This is a genomic window from Actinomycetes bacterium (assembly GCA_035489715.1).
GTDB lineage: Bacteria > Actinomycetota > Actinomycetes > JACCUZ01 > JACCUZ01 > DATHAP01.
Genome location: DATHAP010000137.1, coordinates 21,420 through 44,182, shown reverse-complemented (window position 1 = coordinate 44,182; position 22,763 = coordinate 21,420). Strand labels below are relative to the sequence as shown.

The 22,763-nt window shown below is 72.6% G+C and carries 23 protein-coding genes and 1 pseudogene; 11 read left to right on the top strand and 13 right to left on the bottom strand.

Annotation, left to right across the window (positions count from 1 at the left end):
- The first annotated feature begins 54 nt into the window (after window positions 1-54).
- Window positions 55-1,758 carry an AMP-binding protein gene (locus VK640_11150; protein HTE73740.1) on the top strand — a complete coding sequence of 568 codons (1,704 nt, stop codon included), beginning with the start codon at window positions 55-57 and terminating at the stop codon, window positions 1,756-1,758.
- Between the two features lie 403 nt (window positions 1,759-2,161).
- Here the strand turns inward: VK640_11150 and VK640_11145 are convergent, their stop codons facing one another.
- Window positions 2,162-2,482, bottom strand: a complete 321-nt coding sequence (locus VK640_11145) for a GYD domain-containing protein (protein HTE73739.1) — start codon at window positions 2,480-2,482, stop codon at window positions 2,162-2,164.
- Window positions 2,483-2,602: 120 nt separating this feature from the next.
- Between VK640_11145 and VK640_11140 the strand changes: the two genes are divergently transcribed.
- Window positions 2,603-2,881 carry a YciI-like protein gene (locus VK640_11140; GenBank protein ID HTE73738.1) on the top strand — a complete coding sequence of 93 codons (279 nt, stop codon included), beginning with the start codon at window positions 2,603-2,605 and terminating at the stop codon, window positions 2,879-2,881.
- A gap of 4 nt (window positions 2,882-2,885) precedes the next feature.
- On the opposite strand, the gene VK640_11135 is transcribed toward VK640_11140, so the two are convergent.
- Window positions 2,886-3,227: a hypothetical protein gene (locus tag VK640_11135; protein HTE73737.1), complete on the bottom strand. Its 342-nt coding sequence runs from the start codon at window positions 3,225-3,227 to the stop codon at window positions 2,886-2,888.
- Window positions 3,228-3,486: 259 nt separating this feature from the next.
- Here VK640_11135 and VK640_11130 point away from each other — a divergent pair, with 259 nt between their 5' ends.
- Window positions 3,487-5,949, top strand: coding sequence for a DNA topoisomerase IV subunit A (locus VK640_11130; protein ID HTE73736.1), 2,463 nt, complete (start codon window positions 3,487-3,489; stop codon window positions 5,947-5,949).
- A 69-nt stretch (window positions 5,950-6,018) separates the two neighbouring features.
- Here the strand turns inward: VK640_11130 and VK640_11125 are convergent, their stop codons facing one another.
- From VK640_11125 to VK640_11115, 3 genes are all read right to left on the bottom strand, one after another.
- On the bottom strand, window positions 6,019-6,261 hold the full coding sequence (locus VK640_11125; protein ID HTE73735.1) for a hypothetical protein: 243 nt from the start codon (window positions 6,259-6,261) through the stop codon (window positions 6,019-6,021).
- Window positions 6,262-6,409: 148 nt separating this feature from the next.
- Window positions 6,410-7,069: a hypothetical protein gene (locus VK640_11120; protein HTE73734.1), complete on the bottom strand. Its 660-nt coding sequence runs from the start codon at window positions 7,067-7,069 to the stop codon at window positions 6,410-6,412.
- Window positions 7,070-7,108: 39 nt separating this feature from the next.
- On the bottom strand, window positions 7,109-9,205 hold the full coding sequence (locus VK640_11115; protein ID HTE73733.1) for a DNA topoisomerase IV subunit B: 2,097 nt from the start codon (window positions 9,203-9,205) through the stop codon (window positions 7,109-7,111).
- Window positions 9,206-9,559: 354 nt separating this feature from the next.
- Between VK640_11115 and VK640_11110 the strand changes: the two genes are divergently transcribed.
- The 6 genes from VK640_11110 to VK640_11085 all read left to right on the top strand — a co-directional run bounded on the left by VK640_11110 (window position 9,560) and on the right by VK640_11085 (window position 13,415).
- On the top strand, window positions 9,560-9,790 hold the full coding sequence (locus tag VK640_11110; GenBank protein ID HTE73732.1) for a hypothetical protein: 231 nt from the start codon (window positions 9,560-9,562) through the stop codon (window positions 9,788-9,790).
- Between the two features lie 282 nt (window positions 9,791-10,072).
- Window positions 10,073-10,822 carry a histidine phosphatase family protein gene (locus tag VK640_11105; protein ID HTE73731.1) on the top strand — a complete coding sequence of 250 codons (750 nt, stop codon included), beginning with the start codon at window positions 10,073-10,075 and terminating at the stop codon, window positions 10,820-10,822.
- Window positions 10,806-11,693 carry an NAD(P)H-hydrate dehydratase gene (locus VK640_11100; protein HTE73730.1) on the top strand — a complete coding sequence of 296 codons (888 nt, stop codon included), beginning with the start codon at window positions 10,806-10,808 and terminating at the stop codon, window positions 11,691-11,693. Before VK640_11105 ends, VK640_11100 begins: the two co-directional genes overlap by 17 nt.
- Before the next feature lie 121 nt (window positions 11,694-11,814).
- Complete coding sequence (locus VK640_11095) at window positions 11,815-12,249, top strand: DUF6766 family protein (GenBank protein ID HTE73729.1); 435 nt, start codon at window positions 11,815-11,817, stop codon at window positions 12,247-12,249.
- A 27-nt stretch (window positions 12,250-12,276) separates the two neighbouring features.
- On the top strand, window positions 12,277-12,990 hold the full coding sequence (locus VK640_11090) for a GAF and ANTAR domain-containing protein (GenBank protein ID HTE73728.1): 714 nt from the start codon (window positions 12,277-12,279) through the stop codon (window positions 12,988-12,990).
- Window positions 12,991-13,031: 41 nt separating this feature from the next.
- Window positions 13,032-13,415 carry a CDGSH iron-sulfur domain-containing protein gene (locus VK640_11085; GenBank protein ID HTE73727.1) on the top strand — a complete coding sequence of 128 codons (384 nt, stop codon included), beginning with the start codon at window positions 13,032-13,034 and terminating at the stop codon, window positions 13,413-13,415.
- A 270-nt stretch (window positions 13,416-13,685) separates the two neighbouring features.
- Here VK640_11085 and VK640_11080 read toward each other — a convergent pair.
- Both VK640_11080 and VK640_11075 read right to left on the bottom strand, forming a co-directional pair.
- Window positions 13,686-14,147 (bottom strand): annotated as a pseudogene (locus tag VK640_11080) (glycosyltransferase family 2 protein).
- A 116-nt stretch (window positions 14,148-14,263) separates the two neighbouring features.
- Complete coding sequence (locus VK640_11075; GenBank protein HTE73726.1) at window positions 14,264-15,223, bottom strand: iron-containing redox enzyme family protein; 960 nt, start codon at window positions 15,221-15,223, stop codon at window positions 14,264-14,266.
- A gap of 352 nt (window positions 15,224-15,575) precedes the next feature.
- Between VK640_11075 and VK640_11070 the strand changes: the two genes are divergently transcribed.
- Window positions 15,576-15,767 carry a hypothetical protein gene (locus VK640_11070; GenBank protein HTE73725.1) on the top strand — a complete coding sequence of 64 codons (192 nt, stop codon included), beginning with the start codon at window positions 15,576-15,578 and terminating at the stop codon, window positions 15,765-15,767.
- Between the two features lie 11 nt (window positions 15,768-15,778).
- On the opposite strand, the gene VK640_11065 is transcribed toward VK640_11070, so the two are convergent.
- The 6 genes from VK640_11065 to VK640_11040 form a co-directional block, all read right to left on the bottom strand.
- On the bottom strand, window positions 15,779-18,193 hold the full coding sequence (locus VK640_11065) for a phosphoketolase family protein (protein ID HTE73724.1): 2,415 nt from the start codon (window positions 18,191-18,193) through the stop codon (window positions 15,779-15,781).
- Between the two features lie 130 nt (window positions 18,194-18,323).
- Window positions 18,324-19,334, bottom strand: coding sequence for a zinc-dependent alcohol dehydrogenase (locus VK640_11060; protein ID HTE73723.1), 1,011 nt, complete (start codon window positions 19,332-19,334; stop codon window positions 18,324-18,326).
- Between the two features lie 128 nt (window positions 19,335-19,462).
- Window positions 19,463-20,476, bottom strand: a complete 1,014-nt coding sequence (locus VK640_11055; GenBank protein HTE73722.1) for a lysylphosphatidylglycerol synthase transmembrane domain-containing protein — start codon at window positions 20,474-20,476, stop codon at window positions 19,463-19,465.
- Window positions 20,477-20,480: 4 nt separating this feature from the next.
- On the bottom strand, window positions 20,481-21,608 hold the full coding sequence (locus VK640_11050) for an AI-2E family transporter (GenBank protein ID HTE73721.1): 1,128 nt from the start codon (window positions 21,606-21,608) through the stop codon (window positions 20,481-20,483).
- On the bottom strand, window positions 21,605-21,784 hold the full coding sequence (locus VK640_11045) for an SHOCT domain-containing protein (protein ID HTE73720.1): 180 nt from the start codon (window positions 21,782-21,784) through the stop codon (window positions 21,605-21,607). Before VK640_11045 ends, VK640_11050 begins: the two co-directional genes overlap by 4 nt.
- Before the next feature lie 8 nt (window positions 21,785-21,792).
- Entirely contained in the window at window positions 21,793-22,278 is a 486-nt protein-coding gene (locus tag VK640_11040) for a DUF1269 domain-containing protein (protein HTE73719.1), read from the bottom strand.
- Window positions 22,279-22,491: 213 nt separating this feature from the next.
- Between VK640_11040 and VK640_11035 the strand changes: the two genes are divergently transcribed.
- Entirely contained in the window at window positions 22,492-22,740 is a 249-nt protein-coding gene (locus VK640_11035; GenBank protein HTE73718.1) for a hypothetical protein, read from the top strand.
- Window positions 22,741-22,763: the final 23 nt, after the last annotated feature.

Here is a 22,763-nt window from a genome sequence, read left to right as displayed (position 1 = left end):
CCGAGCACCCTAGGACCGTTGACCTGCCTACATGGGAGGTGCAGGGTCGGGCGCATGACTGCCAGCCGAGCGACCGACACCTTCCGCGCCGCGCGCGACCTGCTGCAGACGCACCGCGCCGACCACGAGCGGGCGGTGTCGGAGTTCCGGTGGCCGCAGCTCGAGCACTTCAACTTCGGCTTCGACTGGTTCGACGTGGTCGCCGCCGAGCAGCCCGAGACCCTGGCGCTCTGGATCGTCAACCCGGACGGCACCGAGGACCTGCTGACCTACGCCGACCTCTCCGCCCGGTCGGCGCAGCTCGCGTCCTGGCTGCGGGCCCGGGGTGTCGACCGCGGCGACCGGCTGCTCCTCGTGCTCGGCAACGTCGCGCCTCTGTGGGAGGTGATGCTCGCCTGCATCAAGCTCGGTGTCGTCCTCATCCCCGCCACCACCCTGCTCGGTCCGCGGGACCTGGCCGACCGGGTCCAGCGCGGCGACGTCAAGCACGTCGTCACCGCGTCCGAGGACACCGGGAAGTTCGCCGACGTACCGGGCGACTGGACCCGGATCGCGCTCGAGGAGCCGGTGCCTGGCTGGCTGCGCTACGACGACTCCTACGAGCACCTCGACTCCTTCGAGCCCGAGGTCGAGACCCGGTCGGACGAGACACTGCTGCTGTACTTCACCAGCGGCACGACCGCCCGGCCCAAGCTGGTCGAGCACACCCACACGTCCTACCCGGTCGGGCACCTGACGACGGCGTACTGGATCGGCCTGCAGCCCGGTGACCTGCACCTCAACGTGTCGTCCCCGGGGTGGGCGAAGCACGCGTGGAGCAACGTGTTCGCCCCGTGGATCGCCGGCGCGACGGCGTTCGTCGTCAACCAGGCCCGATTCGACGCCGCCGACCTGCTCGACACGATGGCCCGCTGCGGCGTCACGACCTTCTGCGCGCCACCCACGGTCTGGCGGATGCTCGTGCAGGAGGACCTGGCCGCCCACCCGGTGCCGACGCTGCGCGAGGTGGTCGGCGCCGGCGAGCCGCTGAACCCCGAGGTGATCGAGCAGGTGCAGCGCGCCTGGGGCCACACCGTGCGCGACGGCTACGGGCAGACCGAGACGGCGGCACAGGTCGGGAACCCACCGGGCGCCAGGCTCAAGCCGGGGTCGATGGGGCGGCCGCTGCCCGGCTACGACATCGCCCTGCTCGACCCGGTCACCTCCGAGCCGGGCACCGAGGGCGAGATCTGCATCGACCTGTCAGCCCGTCCGACAGCACTGATGGTGGGCTACCACGACGACTCGACCCTCACCGACGAGGTGATGCGCGGCGGGTTCTACCACACCGGCGACGTCGCGAGCATCGACGACGACGGCTACATCACCTACGTGGGCCGGAGCGACGACGTCTTCAAGGCCAGCGACTACCGGATCTCGCCGTTCGAGCTGGAGAGCGTCCTGATCGAGCACCCTGCCGTCGCGGAGGCGGCGGTGGTGCCGGCCCCCGACCCGGTGCGGCTCGCCGTCCCCAAGGCGTACGTCGTCCTGGCCGTCGGTCACGCCGCAGACGCCGACACGGCCGAGTCGATCCTGCGGCACGCCCGCGAGAACCTGGCGCCGTACAAGCGGGTCCGCCGGCTGGAGTTCGCGCAGCTGCCCAAGACGATCAGCGGGAAGATCCGCCGCGTGGAGCTGCGACTGACCGAGCGGGAGCGCGGCGACGTGCGGCCCGACGGCGAGTACCGCGACGAGGACTTCCCCGGCCTCAAGGGCTGACCACACGCCGGGCCCTCTGGCGTTGACCCGCGGCACGCAGCCGCACCAGCTGCGTGCCGTGATCCGGCTCCTCGACGACATGCCGCCCGGTGTCCTCGGGCTCGAGGCGGCCAACGCCGAGCACGGCAAGGTCCGACGCGTGTACGTCCTCGGGCCGGCGTTCGACGACTACGAGGGCGAAGCGGTCTCGGAGGACCTCAAGCTCGGCGCCCGCCACCCGGCAGCCGTCGAGCGGATCGCGGTCGTGACCGACGCCCGGTGGGCGGGTCCGGCGATCAAGGTGTTCAGCGTCCTGTGGCCGGGCCAGGCACGCGCGTTCCCGCTGGCCGAGCTCGAGTCCGCGAAGCGCTGGGCCGCCGACGACGCTCGCTGCACCACCCCCGATGGGCGATCCGAGCAGTCCTCAGGAGCCGGGCGGCTGGTAGTCGACCGTCCGCCGCAGCGCCTCGTCGACCTGCTCCACCGTGAGCAGCTTCGTCGTGCGGGTGCGCACCGCGCCGCTGCCGTTGATCGCGATGGACACTGCGGCCGCAGCCTCGTCGTCGGGTGCGTCGACGATCACGAAGACATCGGTGTCGCCGAAGGCGAAGTGGAAGGAGTCGAGCCGGCCGCCCATGGCTTCGATCATGGTGGTGACGGCATCGACCCGGGACTTCGCGCCGGCGGCCCGGACCCCAGCCATCCCCTCGGCTGTGTAGTTCGCACTGATCAGGTACTTGGGCATGAGGCGCCTTCCGGTCGGGGACCCCGCACCTGCACGCTAGTCCCGTCACCTATCGTCCCGAACGCCACCAAAATGGGCCGGGAGCGCTCCGCCGCGGCGGCCTACGGCAGGGTGGGATGCATGTACCTGGTACTCGAGTACGACCTCGTCGGCGACTACCTGGAGCGGCGAGCGCAGTTCCGCGAGGAGCATCTCGGCCTCGCGCGGGCGGCGCACGAGCGGGGTGAGCTCGCCCTGGCCGGCGCGCTGACCGACCCCGCCGACCGGGCGCTGCTGGTCTGGGCGACCGAGGACCCGGCGGTGGTCGAGTCGTTCGCCGTGAGCGACCCCTACGTCCGCAACGGGCTGGTCCGCGAGTGGCGGGTCCGGTCGTGGAACGTCGTGGTCGGCGCCGGCTGAGCGGTCAGGCCTGTCGCTCGCGCTTCATCCGCGCCTCGCCGACGTGGCGCCGCCCGCCGGTGAGCGTGTCGCGCACCTCGGCCTCGACGTCGCGGAAGACCGACCAGTAGCCGTCGTCGTACTCCTCGACGACCTGGAAGGTCCACCGGTCCGGCAGCACGTCGCGCCCGACCAGGCGCTGCTGCACGAGGTCGGCGAGGTCGGACGCACCGGCCGCGCGCAGCGCCTCCATCGCGTCGTCGAGCTTCCCGTCGGCCTTCCCGGTGAGGCGGTGGAAACGGTAGAGCGCCCCTCGGGCCTCCTCGACGACCTCGAGAGCCTCCGAGAGAGCGGCAGCCGCCGTCACGACCGCGGCCGACAGGTCGGGCGCGGTGCGGCCCGGATCGGTTCCACCGGTTCCACCGGTTCCACCGGTTCCACTCCTGGGATCGCTCACCTGCCCCTAGTGCCCGGAGGGACGCCGCTGACACGTCCGGGCGTCCGGGCTCGGGGCCGGGCGGCGGGTCGGTCCCTGCCAACGTCCGGGGCGGCGGGCAGGATGTGGACGCAGCCCTTCCGGGCGTACGTCCGAACGCAACCGCCTCACCGCACCAGGAGCACCCTCCGTGGCCCGCAGGACCAAGACACCGCCACCTCCGGACGGCGACTACACCGAGAAGATCACCGACATCGACGTCTCGGACGAGATGCAGGGGTCCTTCCTCGAGTACGCCTACTCCGTGATCTACTCCCGCGCCCTGCCCGACGCGCGCGACGGTCTGAAGCCGGTGCACCGGCGCATCCTCTACCGGATGGCCGAGATGGGCCTGCGACCCGACCGCGGCCACGTGAAGTGCGCCCGTGTCGTGGGCGACGTGATGGCCACGCTGCACCCCCACGGCGACACCGCCATCTACGACACGCTGGTCCGGATGGCGCAGCCGTGGTCGCTCCGGCTGCCACTGGTCGACGGGCACGGCAACTTCGGCACCCTGGGCAACGACGACCCTCCCGCGGCCTACCGCTACACCGAGTGCCGCCTCACCCCGGCGGCGATGACGATGACCGCCGGCATCGACGAGCAGGTCGTCGACCTGCGGCCCAACTACGACGACCGCGAGCTCGAGCCGGAGGTCCTGCCGGCCGCGTTCCCCAACCTGCTCGTCAACGGCGCCTCCGGCATCGCGGTCGGGATGGCGACCAACATGCCGCCGCACAACCTGGTCGAGGTCGTCTCCGCCGCCCGCCACCTGCTCCAGCAGCCGGACGCCGACCTCGACGCGCTGATGCGGTTCGTCCCCGGGCCCGACCTCCCCACCGGTGGCAAGGTCGTGGGCCTCGACGGCATCCGCGACGCCTACGAGTCGGGCCGAGGCACCTTCCGCACCCGGGCGACCGCCCGGGTCGAGAGCGTCACGCCGCGGCGCAAGGGCATCGTCGTCACCGAGCTGCCCTGGGGCGTCGGACCGGAGAGGGTCAAGGAAAAGATCGCCGAGCTGGTCCGCAGCAAGAAGCTGCAGGGCATCACCGCCGTCGACGACTACACCGACCGCAACGTCGGTCTCCGGCTCGTCATCGAGGTGAAGAACGGCTTCAACGCAGAGGCGATCCTCGACCAGCTCTACCGGCTGACCCCGCTCGAGGAGACGTTCGGCATCAACAACGTGGCCCTGGTCGACGGCCAGCCACGGACGATGGGCCTCAAGGACCTGCTCGAGGTCTACGTCGAGCACCGTCTCGACGTCGTGCGCCGCCGCTCACTGCACCGGCGCGCCAAGGCAGAGGAGCGCCTGCACCTGGTCGACGGCCTGCTGGTCGCGATCCTCGACATCGACGAGGTCATCCAGGTCATCCGCACCAGTGACGACGCCGCGGGAGCCCGCCAGCGGCTGATGTCGGTCTTCGACCTCACCGAGACCCAGACCAACTACATCCTGGACATGCCGCTGCGCCGGCTGACCAGGTTCTCCCGCATCGAGCTCGAGGCGGAGCAGGAGACGCTGCGCAGAACGATCGCCGAGCTGACCCGGATCATCGAGTCCGACCAGCTGCTGCGCACGGTCGTGTCCGACGAGCTGGCCGAGATCGCCAAGAAGTACGGCACGCCGCGGCGCACCGTCCTGCTGGAGTCGGCGGGCGTGCCGGCGAGCACCGCGGTGCCGCTCGAGGTGACCGACGACCCGTGCTGGGTGCTGCTGTCCTCGACCGGGCTGCTGGCCCGCACCCTCACCGCCGACCCGCTCCCCACCGACGGTTCTCGTGCCAAGCACGACGTCGTCGTCTCCGTGGTGCGCGCGACCGCGCGGGGCGAGGTCGCCGCCGTGACGTCCGCAGGCCGCATGGTGCGGCTCGGGGTGCTCGACGTCCCTGCGGTCCCGGCGACGGCCAGCGCCCCTCACCTGTCCGGCGGTGCCCCGGTGTCCGAGTTCCTGTCCCTGGAGCGTGACGAGCGGGTGCTGGCCCTCTGCTCGCTGGCCACCGACGGACCCGGGCTCGCGCTGGGCACCGCGCAGGGCGTCGTCAAGCGGGTCGTGCCCGACCATCCGCAGAACAAAGACGCGTGGGAGGTCGTGGGCCTCAAGGACGGCGACCGGGTCGTCGGCGCGGTCGAGCTCGACACGGACGACGACGAGCTGGTGTTCATCACCTCGGACGCGCAGCTGCTGCACTTCCCGGCCTCGGTGGTCCGCCCGCAGGGCAGGTCGGCCGGGGGCATGGCCGGGGTCCGGCTCGCCGGCGGGGCGCGCGCGGTGTTCTTCGGCGCCGTGGCGCCGGGGCGGGACGCGGCGGTGGTGACCGTGTCGGGGTCGTCCGCGGCGCTGCCGGGCACCGACGCCGGGTCGGTCAAGGTCACCCCGTTCGCCGACTACCCCGGCAAGGGACGAGGGACCGGCGGGGTGCGGTGCCACCGGTTCCTGCGCGGCGAGGACGTGCTGACCGTCGCCTGGGCCGGTGCGGCCCCGGCCCGGGCAGCCGCGGCCACCGGTGTGGCCCTGGAGCTGCCGGGCGCGACCGGGCGACGCGACGGATCGGGCACGCCGGCGAGCCAGCCGATCGCCGCGGTGAGCGGACCGGCCACCGGCCGCTGACCCCGTCGGCGACCTCCCGGCCGGCTACCGCAGGCTCGGGCGGCGTGGTCCTCGCCGGCAACCGCGGGCTCAGGCGGCGTGGCCCTCGGACAGCCACGCGTCCATGGCGGCGAACCCGTCGTCGACGTACGACGCGAAGCTGCTGCCGCCGGGGGGCCAGCCGACAGCGGTCGGCGGGGGCTGGTCCTCGACCGGCAGGTCGGCGACGGGCGGCTCCGCACCCACGCCGGCCTCGACGCGCCGCCTGGAGCGTCGCACCCAGACCACCGCGGCGAAGTACGCCGCGGTGAGCAGGGCCAACGGGAACAGCACGTCTTCACCATCGGCCGGACCGCGCCGGACCTTCACCCTCGGATCGAACCTGACCGGAGTCTGGACGCCCCGGTGGACGACTCCCGCCCGATCCGTCCGAGCGGCCGCGTCGCGGCCGCGCGTCGCCTCGCGGGGCAGCAGGCGGTCGTCAGCGCGCCCAGGGGGCGTCCGGCAGGTGCTCGTCCAGGGGCATCCCTGGAGCGCACTCGGCCGACCAGTAGGCGTCGGGCATCTGCGGGTAGACCTCGAGCCAGTAGGCCCGTGCCAGCGCAGCTGCCTGCCCCGGCGTCGCCCCCAGCAGCCTCGCGGTGAGCGCGTCGCGCTGCACCGCGGCGCACTCAGCCTCTGACTCGACCGTCTGACCGGCCATGTGGCGGGCCTCGTGGCCGAGCACGTGCACGGCGACCACCTGCTCGCGCGACGGCGAGTCCTTGCCCGACCCGAGGTAGTCGCGCAGGGCCGAGCAGGGCCGCCGCTTGATCAGGGTGTGCGGCTGCGGACGGCCGGCCTCGTCGTAGGGCACCCAGCCGAGCTCGTGACCGAGGTCGGTCATCTCCTGGCCGCGACTCTGGCAGTCGACCGTGACCGGGGAGCCGGCCAGGGTGCTCGCCACGGCGCTGAGCCGGTGCTCGAGGCGGGCCGCCCGGACGACCGGCACGGTGGCCGTCACGGCGACCAGCCCGAGCAGGGCCACCGACCAGACCGGGAAGCCCCGGGGCCGCCCGATGGCGTCGGTGCGGCGCAGCAGCCAGCCGCCGGCCAGGAGCAGGGCTCCCGCGGCGGCGCCGATCGCGACCCAGGCCAGCACCTGCGAGGTATCGGCCGGCGCGGCCGGTGACCTGACGGGTCAGGCGTCGATGCTGTCGCGGTCGACCCGCGACGCGCTGGCGACGAGGAACTCGCGACGCGGCCCGACCTCGTTGCCCATCAGCAGGTCGAACACCTGCTCGGCCGCCTCGAGGTCGCCGATGGTGACCCGGCGGAGCATGCGGTGCCGCGGCTCCATCGTGGTCTCCGCCAGCTGGTCGGCGTCCATCTCGCCGAGTCCCTTGTAGCGCTGGATCGGCTCCTTGTAGCGCTTGCCCTTGCGCTGCAGGTCGGCCACCGTCTTGCGCATCTGCTGCTCGGAGTAGGTGTAGAGCACCTCGTTCTTCTTGCCGCCCCCCGAGACGACCTCGATCCGGTGCAGCGGCGGCACCGCCGCGAAGACCCGGCCCTCCTCCACCATCGGGCGCATGTAGCGGTAGAAGAGCGTCAGCAGCAGGCAGCGGATGTGCGCCCCGTCGACGTCGGCGTCTGCCATCAGCACCACGCGGCCGTACCTGGCCGACGCGCTGTCGAACGTACGTCCCGAGCCGGCACCGATCACCTGGATGATCGCGGCGCACTCGGTGTTCTTGAGCATGTCGGAGGCCGAGGCCTTCTGCACGTTGAGGATCTTGCCGCGGATCGGCAGCAGCGCCTGGAACTCGCTGCTGCGGGCCAGCTTGGCCGTCCCCAGCGCGGAGTCTCCCTCGACGATGAACAGCTCGCTGCGCTCGACGTCGTCGCTGCGGCAGTCGACCAGCTTGGCCGGCAGCGACGAGGTCTCCAGCGCGTTCTTGCGGCGCTGCAGCTCCTTGTGCGCGCGTGCGGCGACCCGGGTGCGGGCGGCCGCGGCCACCTTGTCGAGGATCGCCTTGGCCTGGGCCTTGCCGCCGCGCTTGGGGTTGGTGAGCGCGGCCTTGAGCTCCGTGCCGACGACCGACGCGACGATGCGCGTGGCCGCCGACGTGCCCAGGACCTCCTTCGTCTGGCCCTCGAACTGCGGCTCGGCGAGCCGCACGGTCACCACCGCCGTCATGCCCTCGAGCACGTCGTCCTTGACGACGTCGTCCTCCGCCGCCCGCAGGACCCGCTGGGCACGCAGCGCGTCGTTCAGCGTCCTGGTCAGGGCTCGTTCGAAGCCCTGGACGTGGGTGCCGCCCTTGGGGGTGGCGATGATGTTGACGAAGGAGCGGACCGTCGTGTCGTAGCCGGTGCCCCACCGCAGGGCGACGTCGACCGTGAGCTCGCGCTGCAGCTCCTGCGGGGTCATGTGCCCCTGCTCGTCGAGGACCGGCACGGTCTCCGAGAACTGCCCGAAACCCTGCAGCCGCAGCACGTCGCTGACGCCCTGGTCGGGGGCGAGGAACTCGCAGAACTCGCTGATGCCGCCGTCGTAGTGGAACGTCTGCTCCGTCGGCGCCGACCCGCGCGCGTCGCGGACCACGATGGTGAGGCCCGGCACGAGGAACGCTGTCTGCCGGGCCCGGTTGTGCAGCTCGTCGAGGGAGATCGCCGCGTCCTTGAGGAAGGTCTGGCTGTCCGCCCAGTAGCGGATGCGGGTGCCGGTGCGCTTCTTGGTGACCTTGCCCACGACGCGCAGGCCGGACTTCTCGACGAACGGGGAGTCCGGCGTGCCGTTGCCGAACGTGCCGGGCGTCCCGCGGCGGAAGCTCATCGCGTGGGTCTTGCCGTCGCGGTCGACCTCGACGTCGAGCCGCGCGGCCAGGGCGTTGACCACCGAGGCGCCGACGCCGTGCAGGCCGCCGGTCGCGGCGTAGGACCCGCCGCCGAACTTGCCGCCCGCGTGCAGCCGGGTCATGACGACCTCGACGCCGGTCAGCCCGGTGCGCGGCTCCACGTCGACCGGGATGCCGCGCCCGTCGTCGCGCACCTCCACCGAGCCGTCGGGGTGCAGCTCGACGTCGATCCGCGAGCAGTGGCCGCCGAGCGCCTCGTCGACCGCGTTGTCGATGATCTCCCAGAGGCAGTGCATGAGCCCGCGCGAGTCGGTGGACCCGATGTACATGCCGGGGCGCTTGCGGACCGCCTCCAGACCCTCCAGCACGAGCAGGTTGCGGGCCGAGTAGGCATCCGGCTCGAACTCGCCGTCGCTGCGGGCGTGGAGCGTCTGGGTCACGTGACGAGAGGCTACCGGCGTTGCTGGACACGGCCTCGGCACCGCGCCGGTCCCCCGCAGGTCGTCCGGCGCGGCGGCCGTCCCGCATGGCCCGGGTCAGCCCCGTCGATGGGCCGGACGGGTGGTCCGACACGCCGTGACCGCTCCGTGACGACCCGAAACGTTCGTCCGTGCGCTGAGATGGGCACCAGCAGGGTCTCCGGTTCGGGCACTCTTTCACCGACAGCGAAACCAAGCCGCCCGGTCGGGGGGAACGAATTCGCAGTGGTTGACTGTTGGAACGCATACGAACCGCCCACACCAGAAGCAGCACTGGAACAAGCACCACCGACAGATCGAGACAGAGAGGGTGTCGTGACCTCAGCACTCGCCTCGCACCCGGCGCTCACGGCGAACGACCGCTGTGACCGCTGTGGCGCCCAGGCCTACATCCGGGTGACCCTGGCCTCCGGCGGCGAGCTCCTGTTCTGCGCCCACCACGGGCGCGCGAACGAGAGCAAGCTGCGCGAGGTCTCGGTCGAGTACCAGGACGACACCGCGCTGCTCGCCGAGACACCGGCGACGGCCCCCGACACGGAGCGCTGAGCGCCAGCCCTCCCCCGACCTCCCGAGGACCCCGAGCCCATCCGGCCCGGGGTCCTCGGCGTTCCCGGGCTGACTCTGCGGACCTCCGGCCGTTGACGGCCGGCCCGGCGAGGTCTACCACGGAGGCATGAAGCATGTCCCCGAGCAGCACCAGTCGATCGCCCCCACGCCGTCCGTCTGGCTGGCCCTCGCGGCCGTGGCCTTCGTGATGGCCGTGGTCTGGGTGGTCGTCAGCCTGGCCTCCTGACGTTTGCCGCGACGCAGCCGGGTCACGAAGGTCCCATGCGTGGGACACCTCCGGCGCCGGCTGCGCTGTGGCTGGTGCGGCACGCGGAGAGCGAGGGCAACGTCGCGGACGCGTCGGCCAACCGGGACGGCGCCGAGCGCCTCGACCTGCCCGCCCGCGACCCCGACGTCCGGCTCTCCGCGACCGGCTGCGAGCAGGCCGACGCGCTCGGCCGCTCATGGCAGGACCTGGCCCGTGACCGGCGGCCGGACGTCGTCCTCAGCTCGCCGTACGAGCGGGCCTACCGGACCGCTCAGCGCGCCGTGGCAGCGGCGGGCTGGCACGACCTCGAGATCCGGCGCGACGAGCGGCTCCGGGAGCGCGACCTCGGCATGCTCGACGGCTTCACCAGGACCGGCATCGAGCGACGGTTCCCGGACGAGGCGGAGCGCCGGGCCTGGCTCGGCAAGTTCTACTACCGGCCTCCGGGCGGCGAGAGCTGGGCCGACGTGGCCGCGCGCGTGCGCGCGGTGCTCGAGACCGTCAACCTCCTGCACGCCGGTCGCCGGGTCGTCGTCGTGAGCCACCAGGCGGTGCTCATGCTGTTCCGGTACGTCGTCGAGGAGCTCGACGAGGAAGCCGTCCTGGCGCTGGACGCCTCCCAGCGGCTGGCCAACACCGGGGTCGTCCGCTACCGCTTCGACGGCGCGACGGCCGCGCTCGAGACGGCCGACGACACCGGCCACCTGCACGGTCTCGACGTGCCGGTCACCGAGGAGCCGGCAGCCGATGCCCTCCCCCGCTGAACCGATGCTCGTGACGCCGGCCCTGCTGCGCGAGTGGCCGCTGCCGTCGCCCGACGGCGGCAAGGAGGCACGGGGGCGCACCCTGGTCGTCGGCGGCTCGCGCGAGACCCCCGGCGCCGTGGTGCTGGCCGCGGAGGCCGCCCTGCGCAGCGGCGCCGGCAAGCTCCAGGTCGCCACCGCCGCCTCCGTAGCCACCGCCGTCGCCCTGGCGCTGCCGGAGGCACTGGTCATCGGCCTGCCGGAGACCCGGTCGGGGGCCTTGGCCGCGCACTCGGTCGAGGCGGCGCTCACCCTGGCCGAGGACGCGTCCAGCGTGCTGGTGGGACCGGGGCTCTCCGACACCGACGAGAGCGCCGGCCTGCTGCGAGCGATCCTCCCCGCGGTCCACGGCGCGCTGGCGGTCGACGCACTGGCGCTCGCCGCGCTGACCGCCGAGCCGGACTGCCTGAAGGCGCACCCGGCTCCCGTCGTCCTGAGCCCGAACACCGCCGAGGCGGCGCACGTGATGCACTGCGACGAGACCGAGGTCGAGGACGACCCGGCGAGGGCCGCCACCGCCATGGCGACGGAGACCGGCTGCGTCGTGTCGATGGGTGGCCCGGTGGGCTGGACCGCGGCACCCGACGGGCGCCTGTGGCGGGACGACAGCGGCGCCGCCGGGCTCGGCGTGTCCGGCTCGGGCGACGTCCGCGCCGGCGTGGTCGCCGGGCTGCTGGCGCGCGGGTCGGACGGCCCGCAGGCGGCCGTATGGGCCGCTCACCTGCACGGACGCGCCGGCGAGCGGCTGGCCTCGACGGTCGGTCGGATCGGCTTCCTCGCGCGGGACCTGCCCGGCCAGGTGCCGACGATCCTGGCCGAGATCGAGCAGTGAGCCCGGTTCCTGACCGCTGTTTTCCGCATGTCGACCCGGCATTCGGGTACCTGCACCACGAGCGCGGGTCCCCCGGGACGTGTGGGGAGCCGCGTCCAGCTCCCACAGGAGGAGGCACCTGATGGCCACCAAGAGCCAGACGTCGTCCCGGGCCGGCCGTGCTCATGGGGGAGACCTGCACAACAACGACCTGGGCAAGCCGCGCTTCTCGAAGGCCTACGGCTTCGGGATCGTCACCGCGGCGCTCTTCCTGCTGTCGTGGTCCGGGCAGTTCGTCTTCCAGCTGATGACCGAGCGCAACGAGGCACAGCAGCACGGCGAGCCCTTCGCGTGGGCCGACTTCTGGCCGCAGTTCCTGTCGTCGACGTTCGAGAACTGGCAGTCCGAGTTCCTGCAGCTCGTCTGGCAGGCGGTGGGTCTCGCCCTGCTCTTCCTGTGGGGCTCCTCGCAGTCCAAGGAGAGCGACGAGCGGCTCGAGGCCAAGGTCGACAGGCTGCTCGAGGAGCGCGGCATCGATCCCGACGAGGTGACCCGAGAGGTGAACGAGTCACTCTGACGTCGGACAGGCACAGGGAGGCTGCTCATGGACGATGCCCTCAGGGCTCTCGCCGGCGTCATCCTTCGCGACCGTGACCTGCCCGACATCCTGGCCGAGATCACCGGGATCGCCACCAAGGCCATCCCGGGCGCGGAAGCGACCTCGATCACGCTGGTCCGTGACGACCGCGGCTTCACCGCCGCCCACGACGGGCAGCTGGCCCTCGACGCCGACGAGCTCCAGTACGCCCGCGGTTACGGCCCCTGCCTGGACGCCGGCCGCACCGGGCTGCTGATGCACGTCCGCGACATGACCACGGAGGAGCGCTGGCCGGACTACGCCGCGGCCGTGGTCTCGAAGGGGGTCATCAGCTCGCTGTCCGTGCCGCTCCCGTTCCAGGGCGCCACGATCGGTGCCCTCAACGTCTACGCGAAGCACCGGGATGCGTTCGACGAGACGTCGGAGCAGATCGGGACCGAGGTGGCGTCGTTCGTCGCGGTCGCCGTCGCCAACGCGGAGTCGTACGCCACCACGGCCGACCTGGCCCACCAGATGCAGGAGGCGATGGCCTCGCGGTCCGTCATCGACATGGCCAAGGGCATCCTGATGGCCCAGAACCGTTGCACGCCGGACGAGGCGTTCACCATGCTCAGCCACGCGTCGCAGCGCAGCAACCGCAAGCTGCGTGACATCGCGGCGGCCATCGTCCAGACCCAGTCCGGCGGACCGGACCAGCGATCGAGGCCGGCACGCGGCTGACCAGGCGTTTGTCAGCGACCCCGCCGGGCAGCGGCCCCGACGTGACCAGCCAGCCCACCAGCGAGCCCGCCGGTCAGCACCGTGGCGACCCACCCGGTCGCGACGACCCGGCGGAGCTGACGCCGTACGCCGACGGCCCGCTCGTTCTGCGTGGCTCCTTCCGGATCACCGACGTCGACGGGCGCGAGATCCCCGCCGGTCGACGCACCGTGGCGCTGTGCCGCTGCGGCCGGTCGTCGCTCAAGCCCTTCTGCGACGGCTCGCACCGCGGCCGGTTCCGCGCCTCCGGCCACGACCAGCGCCCGCTCCAGGGCCGCCTGGCGCAGCCGGCGGACGCTGTGGGCGGCGACTCCGAGCCTGCGGTCGCCGTAGCGGACACCGCCCAGGAGCGCCGCCTGCCCGACGGCGAGCCAGGAGCACACTGACCGCTCGAGCACCCAGGCCGGTGCCAGCAGCGGGACCCGTGCCGGGAAGTGCGCCGCTCCGCCCGCCCGGCGACGCCCGGCCTCGGCCACGCCGACGGACGCGCCCAGGGCCGCCGCCACCAGCCGGCGTCCGGCCCGGCCGCCGAGCAGGGCGGTCGGCAGCATCGGGAGGAACATGGCCAGCCGCCAGGGCTGCGCGATGTCGTCATAGGCCTGGCGGACCCGCTGGCCCCAGAAGTGGTCGGCCGTCGGCGGACGACGTACGACGTAGACGCCGAGCGGACGGACGACGCGGCCACCGTGGGCGCGGACGGTGCGCATCAGCTCGAGGTTCTCGAACAGCACGTCCCCGTCGTAGCCTCCCATCTCCCGGAAGGTCGAGCGCCGGATCCCGAACGTCCCCGGGTAGTCGGCGACGACGGCCCGGTTGAGCAGCGAGCGGGCGGAGTCCCAGGCCGCGTGCCACGGAAGGGGCCGGAAGACGTTCTGCGGCCCGACCAGGTCCGCCTCGTCCAGCAGGGAGACCACCTGGCGCAAGGAGTCCTTGTCGTAGCGGACGTCGTCGTCGGCGAGCACCACGCGCTCCGATCGTGCCAGGCGCAGCCCGGTGTGGACGCCCGCGACCTTGCCGTTGCGGGCCGGCCACGGGTCGGGCCGGACATGGGTGACGACCGAGCTCAACCGCCTGTGGTGCCGCTCGAAGACCTCGCGCGGGGAGCCGTCGACGACCACGACCCGGGCGTGGTGCGACAGCCACCCCAGGTAGGCCGCGAGCTCGGTCTCGTCGTCGGGACGCGCCGTCAGCCACCTCAGCGGCAGCACGTAGTCCACGTCGGCCGGCAGGGCGGTCACGCCACCTCCCCGACCGGGTCGGCGGTCGTCCCGCGGCTCCAGGCCGAGAGGAGGGCGGCCCCGGCGAGGCGATCGACCATCAGGCAGCAGTCGGCGCCCCACAGCACGTCCCCGGCGAGCGCCGGCTCAGCCCGCGCGAAGGAGCCGCACAGGTCGACCGATGCCACCTGCTCGTGCACGGCGTCCGCCTCGACGTGCTCGTCGAAGTACGCCGTCGCGGTGACGTCGTGCCCCAGGCGGCGCAAGCCGTTGCCGTAGCGCCGGTTCGGCAGCGTCGACGTCATCTCGAGCGCGGCCAGGTGCCCGAGGGCTGCACCGCGCAGCCGGCGGTGCAGCCCGAAGAGCGTCATCACGTTGACCGAGGCGAACGTCTCGGCGGTCGCGTCGGCCCAGTAGGCGCCGTAGCTGTCGTCGAGACCCAGTGCTCGCATCGTGGCGGCGAAGAGGCTCGCATGCATTGCGGCCGGCCGGCCCCCGCCGTACTCGTCCGCCTGGATCTCGACGAGGGCCGCCTTGGCCCGGCCTCGCAGGCGGGGGATCACCCAGGTGTGCGGATCGGCCTCCTTGAGGTGGTAGACGGAGCGCTGCGCCAGGAACTCCCGGAAGTGCCGGTCCTCGGCGTCGCGGAGCAGGAACGCCGACAGGGAGGGTCCTGCATCGGCTTCGGCGTCCTGGTCGACCAGGCTGCGCAGCCGGGCCGGCACCTCGGCCGGCTCGACCCCTGCGATCCCTTCGTGGCCGACCGCTGCGCGCAGGCCCGCCTCCAGGGCCCGCTCGAGCAGTCCGGCCAGCGCCAGCGTCGTCGGGTCCCACTCGAGGTCGTCGGCCACGTCGTCGAAGCCGCCGTAGTGCAGCTCGTAGCAGCAGGCCAGCGCGAGCTGGAGGTCGCGGTCGTGCAACGGGTCGCCCGCCTGGTCGACGAGCCGGCGCAGCTGGGCGACCCCCCGGCTCGTCACGGTCGCGCCGTGACCCGCGCGGAGGTGGCTGACCACCAGCCGGCTCAGGGGGCCGCACGGTTCGGGTGTCTGCACGAGGCCACTCCGCTCACCCGGTGGGGCGTCCGCCCCGTTCCGCTCCCGGCCGGCGTGAGCGCGACCGGGCCGCCCAGTTGCTCGAGCGCGTCTGCCCGGCGCATGCCCGCAGGACCGGCTCTCAACCCTCGCCGTTTGCGGCGGCCCAGGCCGGGCACAGCGACACCATGATCTATCGGTGGCTGTGGCGGACGATCGGGCTCTTCATCGGGCGCCGCCTGTGGGTGGCCTGGCAGCGCCGGCGGGCGCGCCCCACGGCCTCCGCGAGGGCCGCCCGATGAGCGACGCCTCCGGCGACGACCACGAGCTCGGCGACGACGACGAGCTGGCGCTGCTCGGGGTCCTGGCCACCGGGCTCGAGTTCCGCCAGCAGCAGACCAACGGCCTGCACATCGGCGAGGCCGCCGGCCGTCAGGCCCACGAGGAGCTGCTGGAGCTCCAGCGTGGGGCCGGCGGCCCGGAGGACTGACGGAACGCCGGTCAGGCCGGCGTCGCCCAGTCCCCCAGCACCCAGTCCCGCACCTCCGGCATGTCCTCGAGGTGCTCCACCACGTAGGACTCGTGGCGGGCCAGCTGCTGCTCGCACCACTCCTTGAGCGCGCTCGCCCCGGGAGGAGTGCGCCGGGCGTTGTTGAGCGCGTCCATCACCAGGTGGTAGCGCGAGGCCCGGTTGCGGACGACCATGTCGAACGGCGTGGTGGTCGTGCCCTCCTCGATGAAGCCGCGGACCCGGAACCGGTCGGCGTCGGGCCGCCCGTGCACCAACTGGTGGATCGCGCCCGGGTAGCCGTGGAACGCGAAGACGACGTCGACGTGGTCGGTGAAGAGCTCGTTGAAGAGGGTCTCGTCCATGCCGTGCGGGTGGTCCTTGCGCCGCGGCAGCGCCATCAGGTCGACGACGTTGACCACGCGGGTCCGGAAGTGCGGCAGCCGCTCGCGCAGGATCGCCGCTGCCGCGACCGTCTCCATCGTCACGACGTCGCCGGCGCAGGCGAGCACGATGTCGGGGTCCGCGGACCCGTCGTCGGTGCCGGCCCACGACCACACCCCCGCGCCGCGCGCGCAGTGCTCGATCGCCTGGTCCATGGTCAGCCACTGCAGCTGCGGCTGCTTGTCGATGACGACCAGGTTGACATAGCTGCGTGAGCGGAAGCAGTGGTCGGCCACGGACATCAGGCAGTTCGCGTCCGGCGGCAGGTAGACCCGGCCGATGTTGCCCCGGGTGGTGATGACGTTCTGGATCAGGCCCGGCCCCTGGTGGCTGAACCCGTTGTGGTCGTTGCGCCACGCGGTCGACGTGAGCAGCACGTTGAGGCTCGGGACGTCGGCCCGCCACGGCAGGTTGTCCGCCTCCTGCAGCCACTTGCTGTGCTGGATCGTCTGCGACGCGCTCACCATCGCGAAGGCCTCGTAGGTGGCGAACCACCCGTGCCGGCCGGTCAGCGTGTAGCCCTCGAGCCAGCCGTGGCAGTTGTGCTCCGAGAGCACCTCCATGACGCGGCCGTCGCGCGACAGCGAGACGTCCGCGTCGGTGACCCGCTCGGCGAACCCGCGGTCGGTCGCCTCGAACACCGCACCGAGCCGGTTGCTGTTGGTCTCGTCGGGACAGAACAGCCGGAAGAGGGTGGGGTTGGCGCGGTAGACATCGCGCATCATCTCCCCGAGCTTGCGGGTCGACTCCGCCCGCACCGAGGCCGGCGACGGCACGTCGGTCGCGTAGTCGCGGAAGTCCGGCAGGTCGAGGTCCCGCGTGAGCAGGCCGCCGTTGGCGTGCGGCGTCGCACTCATCCGCAGGTCGCCGCCCGGGTTGGCCCGGCGCACCAGCTCGGTCGGCGACCCGTCGGCGTCGAAGAGCTCCTCGGGGCCGTACGACCGCAGCCACTCCTCCAGCAGCCGCAGGTGGTCGGCGTCGTCCTTCACGCCGGCCAGCGGCACCTGGTGCGCCCGCCAGGTGCCCTGCACCTGCACGCCGTCGACGACGTCCGGCCCGGTCCAGCCCTTGGGGGTGCGCAGCACGATCAGCGGCCACCGCGGCCGGGCCCCGTCCCAGTCGCCGCCCCGGGCGCTGGCTTGGATCGCCTTGATGGTGCCCCACGCGCCGGCGAGCGCCTCGGCGAACCGGTGGTGCATGCCCGGCAGGTCGTCCCCCTCGACCTCGATCACGTCGTAGCCGTGGCCCTCGAGGATGGACCGGACCTCGGCCGGGTCCTTGCGGCCGAGGACCGACGGCCCGGCGATCTTGGCCCCGTTGAGGTGGAGCACGGGCAGCACGGCGCCGTCGCGCTCCGGGTTGAGGAAGGACACGCCCTTCCACGACCCCTCGAGCGGACCGGTCTCGGCCTCGCCGTCGCCGACGACGGCCAGGGCGACCAGGTCGGGGTTGTCCATGACCGCGCCGAAGGCGTGCACGAGCACGTAGCCGAGCTCGCCCCCCTCGTGGATCGACCCCGGCGTGGTGACCGAGACGTGGCTCGGGATGCCGCCGGGGGCGGAGAACTGCCGGAACAGCCGGCGGATGCCGTCCTCGTCCTGGCTGACGGCCGGGTAGATCTCGCTGTAGGTGCCCTCGAGGTAGCCGGCGGCCACCAGGGCCGGCCCGCCGTGGCCCGGCCCGGCCAGGTAGATCATCTCCTGGCCGGTCTGCTGGATCAGCCGGGACGCGTGGGTGTAGACGAAGGACAGCCCGGGGCTGGTGCCCCAGTGACCGAGCAGGCGAGGCTTGACGTGGTCGGCCGACAGCGGCTCGCGCAGCAGCGGGTTGGCCATCAGGTAGATCTGCCCGACCGTCAGGTAGTTGTTCGCGCGCCACCAGGCGTCCATCGCGGCGACCTCCTCATCACCGGGATGTGCGAGCCGGTCCACCAGCTCGCTCGTCGGCGCGTCGGTGCGGGGCATGGTGCTGGTCACCGTGAGGTCCTTCCGGTCGGGAGTGGCGGCCCGGACTGCTTCGGACGTCCGGCAACGCTACGCCAGACGACCGCCCCGCAGAGGGGCACGGGGCGGTCGTCTCGGCGGCGGCCGGGAGCTACATGCGGATCACCAGCCGCGCCGGCGTCCTGCCGGACAGCACCTCGTCGAAGGACTCGTTGACGTCCTCGAGCCGGCGCTCCTCGGCGATGACCCGGGTCCGGCCCTGGGCGTGGAGGTCGAAGACCTCGGCCAGGTCCTGCCGGGTGCCGACGATCGAGCCGATGACACTGATGCCCTTGAGCACAGTGTCGAAGACGGGGAGCTTGAGCTCGCCCTCCTTCGGCAAGGAGACCAGCACGAGGCGACCGCCGCGGCGCAGGGATGCGAACGCCTTGTCGATCGAGTCCGGCTGCACGGCCAGCGCGATCGCCACGTCGGCGCCGCCGAGGGCCTGGATGGCCTCCGCCGGGTCCTCCTTGCTGGCGTCAACGGTGTACGTCGCCCCGAGCAGCTTCGCGAGATCGAGCTTCTCCTGGCTCACGTCGACCGCGACGACCGTCGCACCGGAGATGGCGGCGTACTGCACCGCGAGGTGGCCGAGGCCGCCGATGCCGACGACGCTGACCAGGTCACCGCTGCGCGCACCGGACACCTTGACCGCCTTGTACGTCGTCACGCCGGCGCAGGTGAGCGGCGCGGCGTCGAACGACGTCACGGCGTCGGGCACCGAGACGGCGAAGCGGGCGTCGGCCACCGCGTACTCGGCGTAGCCGCCGTCGATGCCGTAGCCGGTGTTCTTCTGCTCGAGGCAGAGGGTCTCCCAACCGGAGACGCAGTAGCGGCAGCGGCCGCAGGCGGTGCCCAGCCAGGGCAGCGCGACCCGGTCGCCGACGGCGTGCTCCTTGACCTGGTCACCGATCGCCGTGACGACGCCGACACCCTCGTGCCCGGGCACGAAGGGGGCGGTCGGCTTGACCGGCCAGTCGCCCTTGGCGGCATGGATGTCCGTGTGGCAGATCCCGGAAGCCTCGATCTTGACCTGCACCTGTCCGGGACCGGGGGCGGGAATCGCCCGCTCCTGGATCTCCATCGGCGCTCCGAGGGTGGGGACGACGGCGGCACGCATGGCTTGCTCCTTCGCGGCCGGGGCGGGGCCGCGGATCTCGCAGGCTGCCGGCTCCTGACCGGCTCAAGGGTCCCGCGGAGGCGCGCCCCCCGGCAGGGACGGAGGGCCCTGATCAGGCGGGACCTCCGTCAGGACGCGGCCACCGCGCGACGGAACCCGAAGCGCCGCACCCGCCACCAGGCCCAGGCGAGGGCGCCGAGCGGGATCGGGACCCAGAACGACGCGAGCCGGTAGAGCAGCGTGCCGACCACCGCCTGGTCGGTCGAGATGCCCGCCAGGACGAGCAGGGTGGTGAGACCCGCCTCGACGAAGCCGAGGCCACCGGGCGTGATGGGGATCATCGCCAGGGCCAGGGAGACGACGTAGGCCAGCAGCACCAGCGACGGCCGGGCGGTCGCGCCCACGGCGTGCAGGGCCGCGACGAGGGCGGCGTAGTCGATCATGCGGTTGCCGGCGGCGCTGGCCAGCGAACGCAGCCACCGGCCGGCGAAGGCGGCGGCGACCTTGTCGCGCTCCCCCACGAACGCGGCCGCCACGGTCGCCGGGTCGCTCTTCCGCCGGACCAGGTGCACCGCGCGGCCGATCACCCGGGCCACGGCGCGCACCAGGCCGTCCCAGTGCAGCAGGGCCAGGCCGAGGGCGACGATCGCCACGGAGAGCACGAGCGAGAGGACCAGCCCGAGCTGGAGCTGGCGGGCCGGCGGCGGTCCGAACAGGACGGCCGGGACGACGAGCAACGGCAGGGAGAGCAGCACCCCGGTGCTCAGCAGCCCGGTGGCGCTCAGGACGGCGCCCACCTGCCGGGGCGGGTAGCCGGACCGGATCAGCATGCCGCCCTGCACCACTCCGCCGGTGGCCGGTCCGCCGGGCACCACCTTGCCCGCAGCACCCCCGGCCAGCTGGGAGGCCGCGATGTCGAAGAGGTGGCCACCACCGAAGGCGATCCGCAGCAGCAGCCAGAGGCAGGCGAAGCTGGCGAGCTGCAGCACCGCCACGACGGCGAACCACCACGGTTTGACGTCGCCGAGGCTGGGCCATGCGTCCAGCACGCTCAGCACGCTGGGCGCGACGACGTACAGCCCGATGCCGGTGACGAGCAGCCCGACACCGCGGGTCGTCCACCGACGCACCGACCTGGCCACCGGGTCAGTCTGCCGTGCCGCGTTCAGGCTCCGGTTCGGCCGGCTCGGGAGCCGGTGGGTCGTCCTTCGGCGACGGCGTCGAGCCGATGAAGGCCCGGGCCCAGCCTGCTGACGGGTCCGCGTCGACGAGGACCGCCCTCGCGAGCAGCGTCATCGGCACCGCGAGCAGGGCGCCGAGCGAGCCGAGCACGAAGGTCCACAGGGTCAGCGACAGGAACGTCACGGTGGGACTGAGCCCGACCGCGTCGCCGACGTAGCGGGGCTGGATGAAGGTCTGGATCACCACGTTGAGGACGCAGTAGACCGCGACCACCGCGAGCATCGAGCTCCAGCCGCCGTCCAGGAGCGCGAGGATCGCAGGCGGCACCAGCCCGATGACGAAGCCGATGTTGGGGATGAAGTTCGTGACGAACGCGAGGAGTCCCCATAGCGCCGGCAGGGGCACCCCGAGCAGCCACAGCGCGCCGGTGTCGAGCACGGCGACGATGCCGCCGAAGATCGCCGACATGATCAAGTAGTGCTGGGTGGCGTGGACGAACCCGTGCATCGAGGTCGCGAGGCCCGGCTTGGACTCCCGCAGCAGCGCGTCGCGGAGGGGAACCCCCGAGACGTCAGCGACGGTGAAGAACAGCACGGTCACCAGGAACAGGAAGCTGCCCAGCACGTCGAGCAGGCTGCCGAGGATGCCGGCCAGCAGGTCGGCAACCTTGCCGAGGTCGAGGTTGCTCAGGGCTTTCTGCACCGAAGCCTCGTTGAGTCCCTGGGCGCTCAGCCAGTTCTGTGCGTCCGCGACGAGGGCGTCGGCCTGATCCGCATACTGCGGGACGGTGGCGGCCAGCTGGATAGCTGAGACCGCCAGGCTGAGCGTCAGTACCAGCACGATGGCGTACGCGGTCACCAGCATCACCAGCGTGGCCGCCCACGAAGGCCACCGGTGCCGGAGGGCCACTTGACGGACCGGCGCGCAGGCGATCGTGAGGACCAGCGCGAAGAAGATCGGGGCGACGAAGCCACTGGCAGCCCGCATGCCGCCAGCGATGATCACGGCCGCCGCCGCGCCGAGCAGCACGATGACGCCGCGGGGCAGAAGCCGATGACTGGTGTCGTCGGCCTCGGTCGGCGCCGCCGTCATCGCGCCGGCTGTGAGGCCGCCGCGGCGTCGTGCCAGGCGACCGCCATGGCGCGCGCCCGCTGGAACTCGGCCTCGGTGAGGAGCCCCGTGTCGCGCATCGATGCGAGGTCGCGCAGCATGTCGACCAGGTCATGATGCTGGTCGGTGCACGCGGCCCCGACTGGTTCGACGGTCACGGGGGCTCCTAGCCGGTGAAGACCTCGCGCAGCTTGGCCTCCTGCTCGGTACTCAGGTTGGTGCGCACCAGCTCGGCGTGCGAACCCTCGAACGCCCCCTTGACCTTGTCGGTGACGGTGTCGGAGGTCATCAGGAACAACGCCGACGTGCCGGGGGTCACCTCGTCGCGCACCGACTTGATGAAGTCGTCGTCGATGCCGACGTCCGACATCGCGCCGCCCAGCGCGCCCATGGCGGCGCCCATCGCCATGCCGAGCAGCGGCACGAAGAAGATCAGCCCGAACAGCAGTCCCCAGAAGCTGCCGCCCAGAGCGCCGGCACCGGCCAGGTTGTTGAGCTGCCTGGTCTTGGGCTTCTTCTCGCCCTCGGGCCAGGACACCGTCGCGGCGTCGTGGATGGCGATGAGCTCTTCCTTCTGCAGGCGCTCCAGGATGGACTCGGTGCGCTCTGCGCCATAGGCGTCGGGGAACTTCCACACGGTCAGAGTGGCCACGGATCCTCCTTGCACTGTGCTGCCACGCCGTCCGGAGGGACGGCGGCCTGTGGCGGACGGTAGGAGGCCGGACCGCTGCGCCGCCTCCCCCTCACCGGGTGAGTCGGGGCAGTGGGCGGTCGGGACCCCACGCATTCCCCCACGCCGGGTGAGGCGACGCGACCGGACAGGACGCACCGTTGTCGCAGGTGGCGCGGGGCGAAGGGCGGTGTGATGGCGCAGTACGTCGTGCGGGTCGGCGGGGCGCTCTCGGACGACCTCCTCACGGCCTTCCCTCTCCTCGCGGCCAGCGTGCAGCCCGTCACCACCGTCCTCCAGGGCGAGCTCCCGGATCAGGTGGCCCTCACCAGCGTCCTAGACCGGCTCGACGAGCTCGGGGTCGAGATCCTCGAGGTCACCAAGCTGCCGGCCCGGCCCCAGCCGGCGCAGCCCAGCGGTGCTGCCCGACCGGCGCGGCCGTGACCACGCACCGCGGGTATCGACGA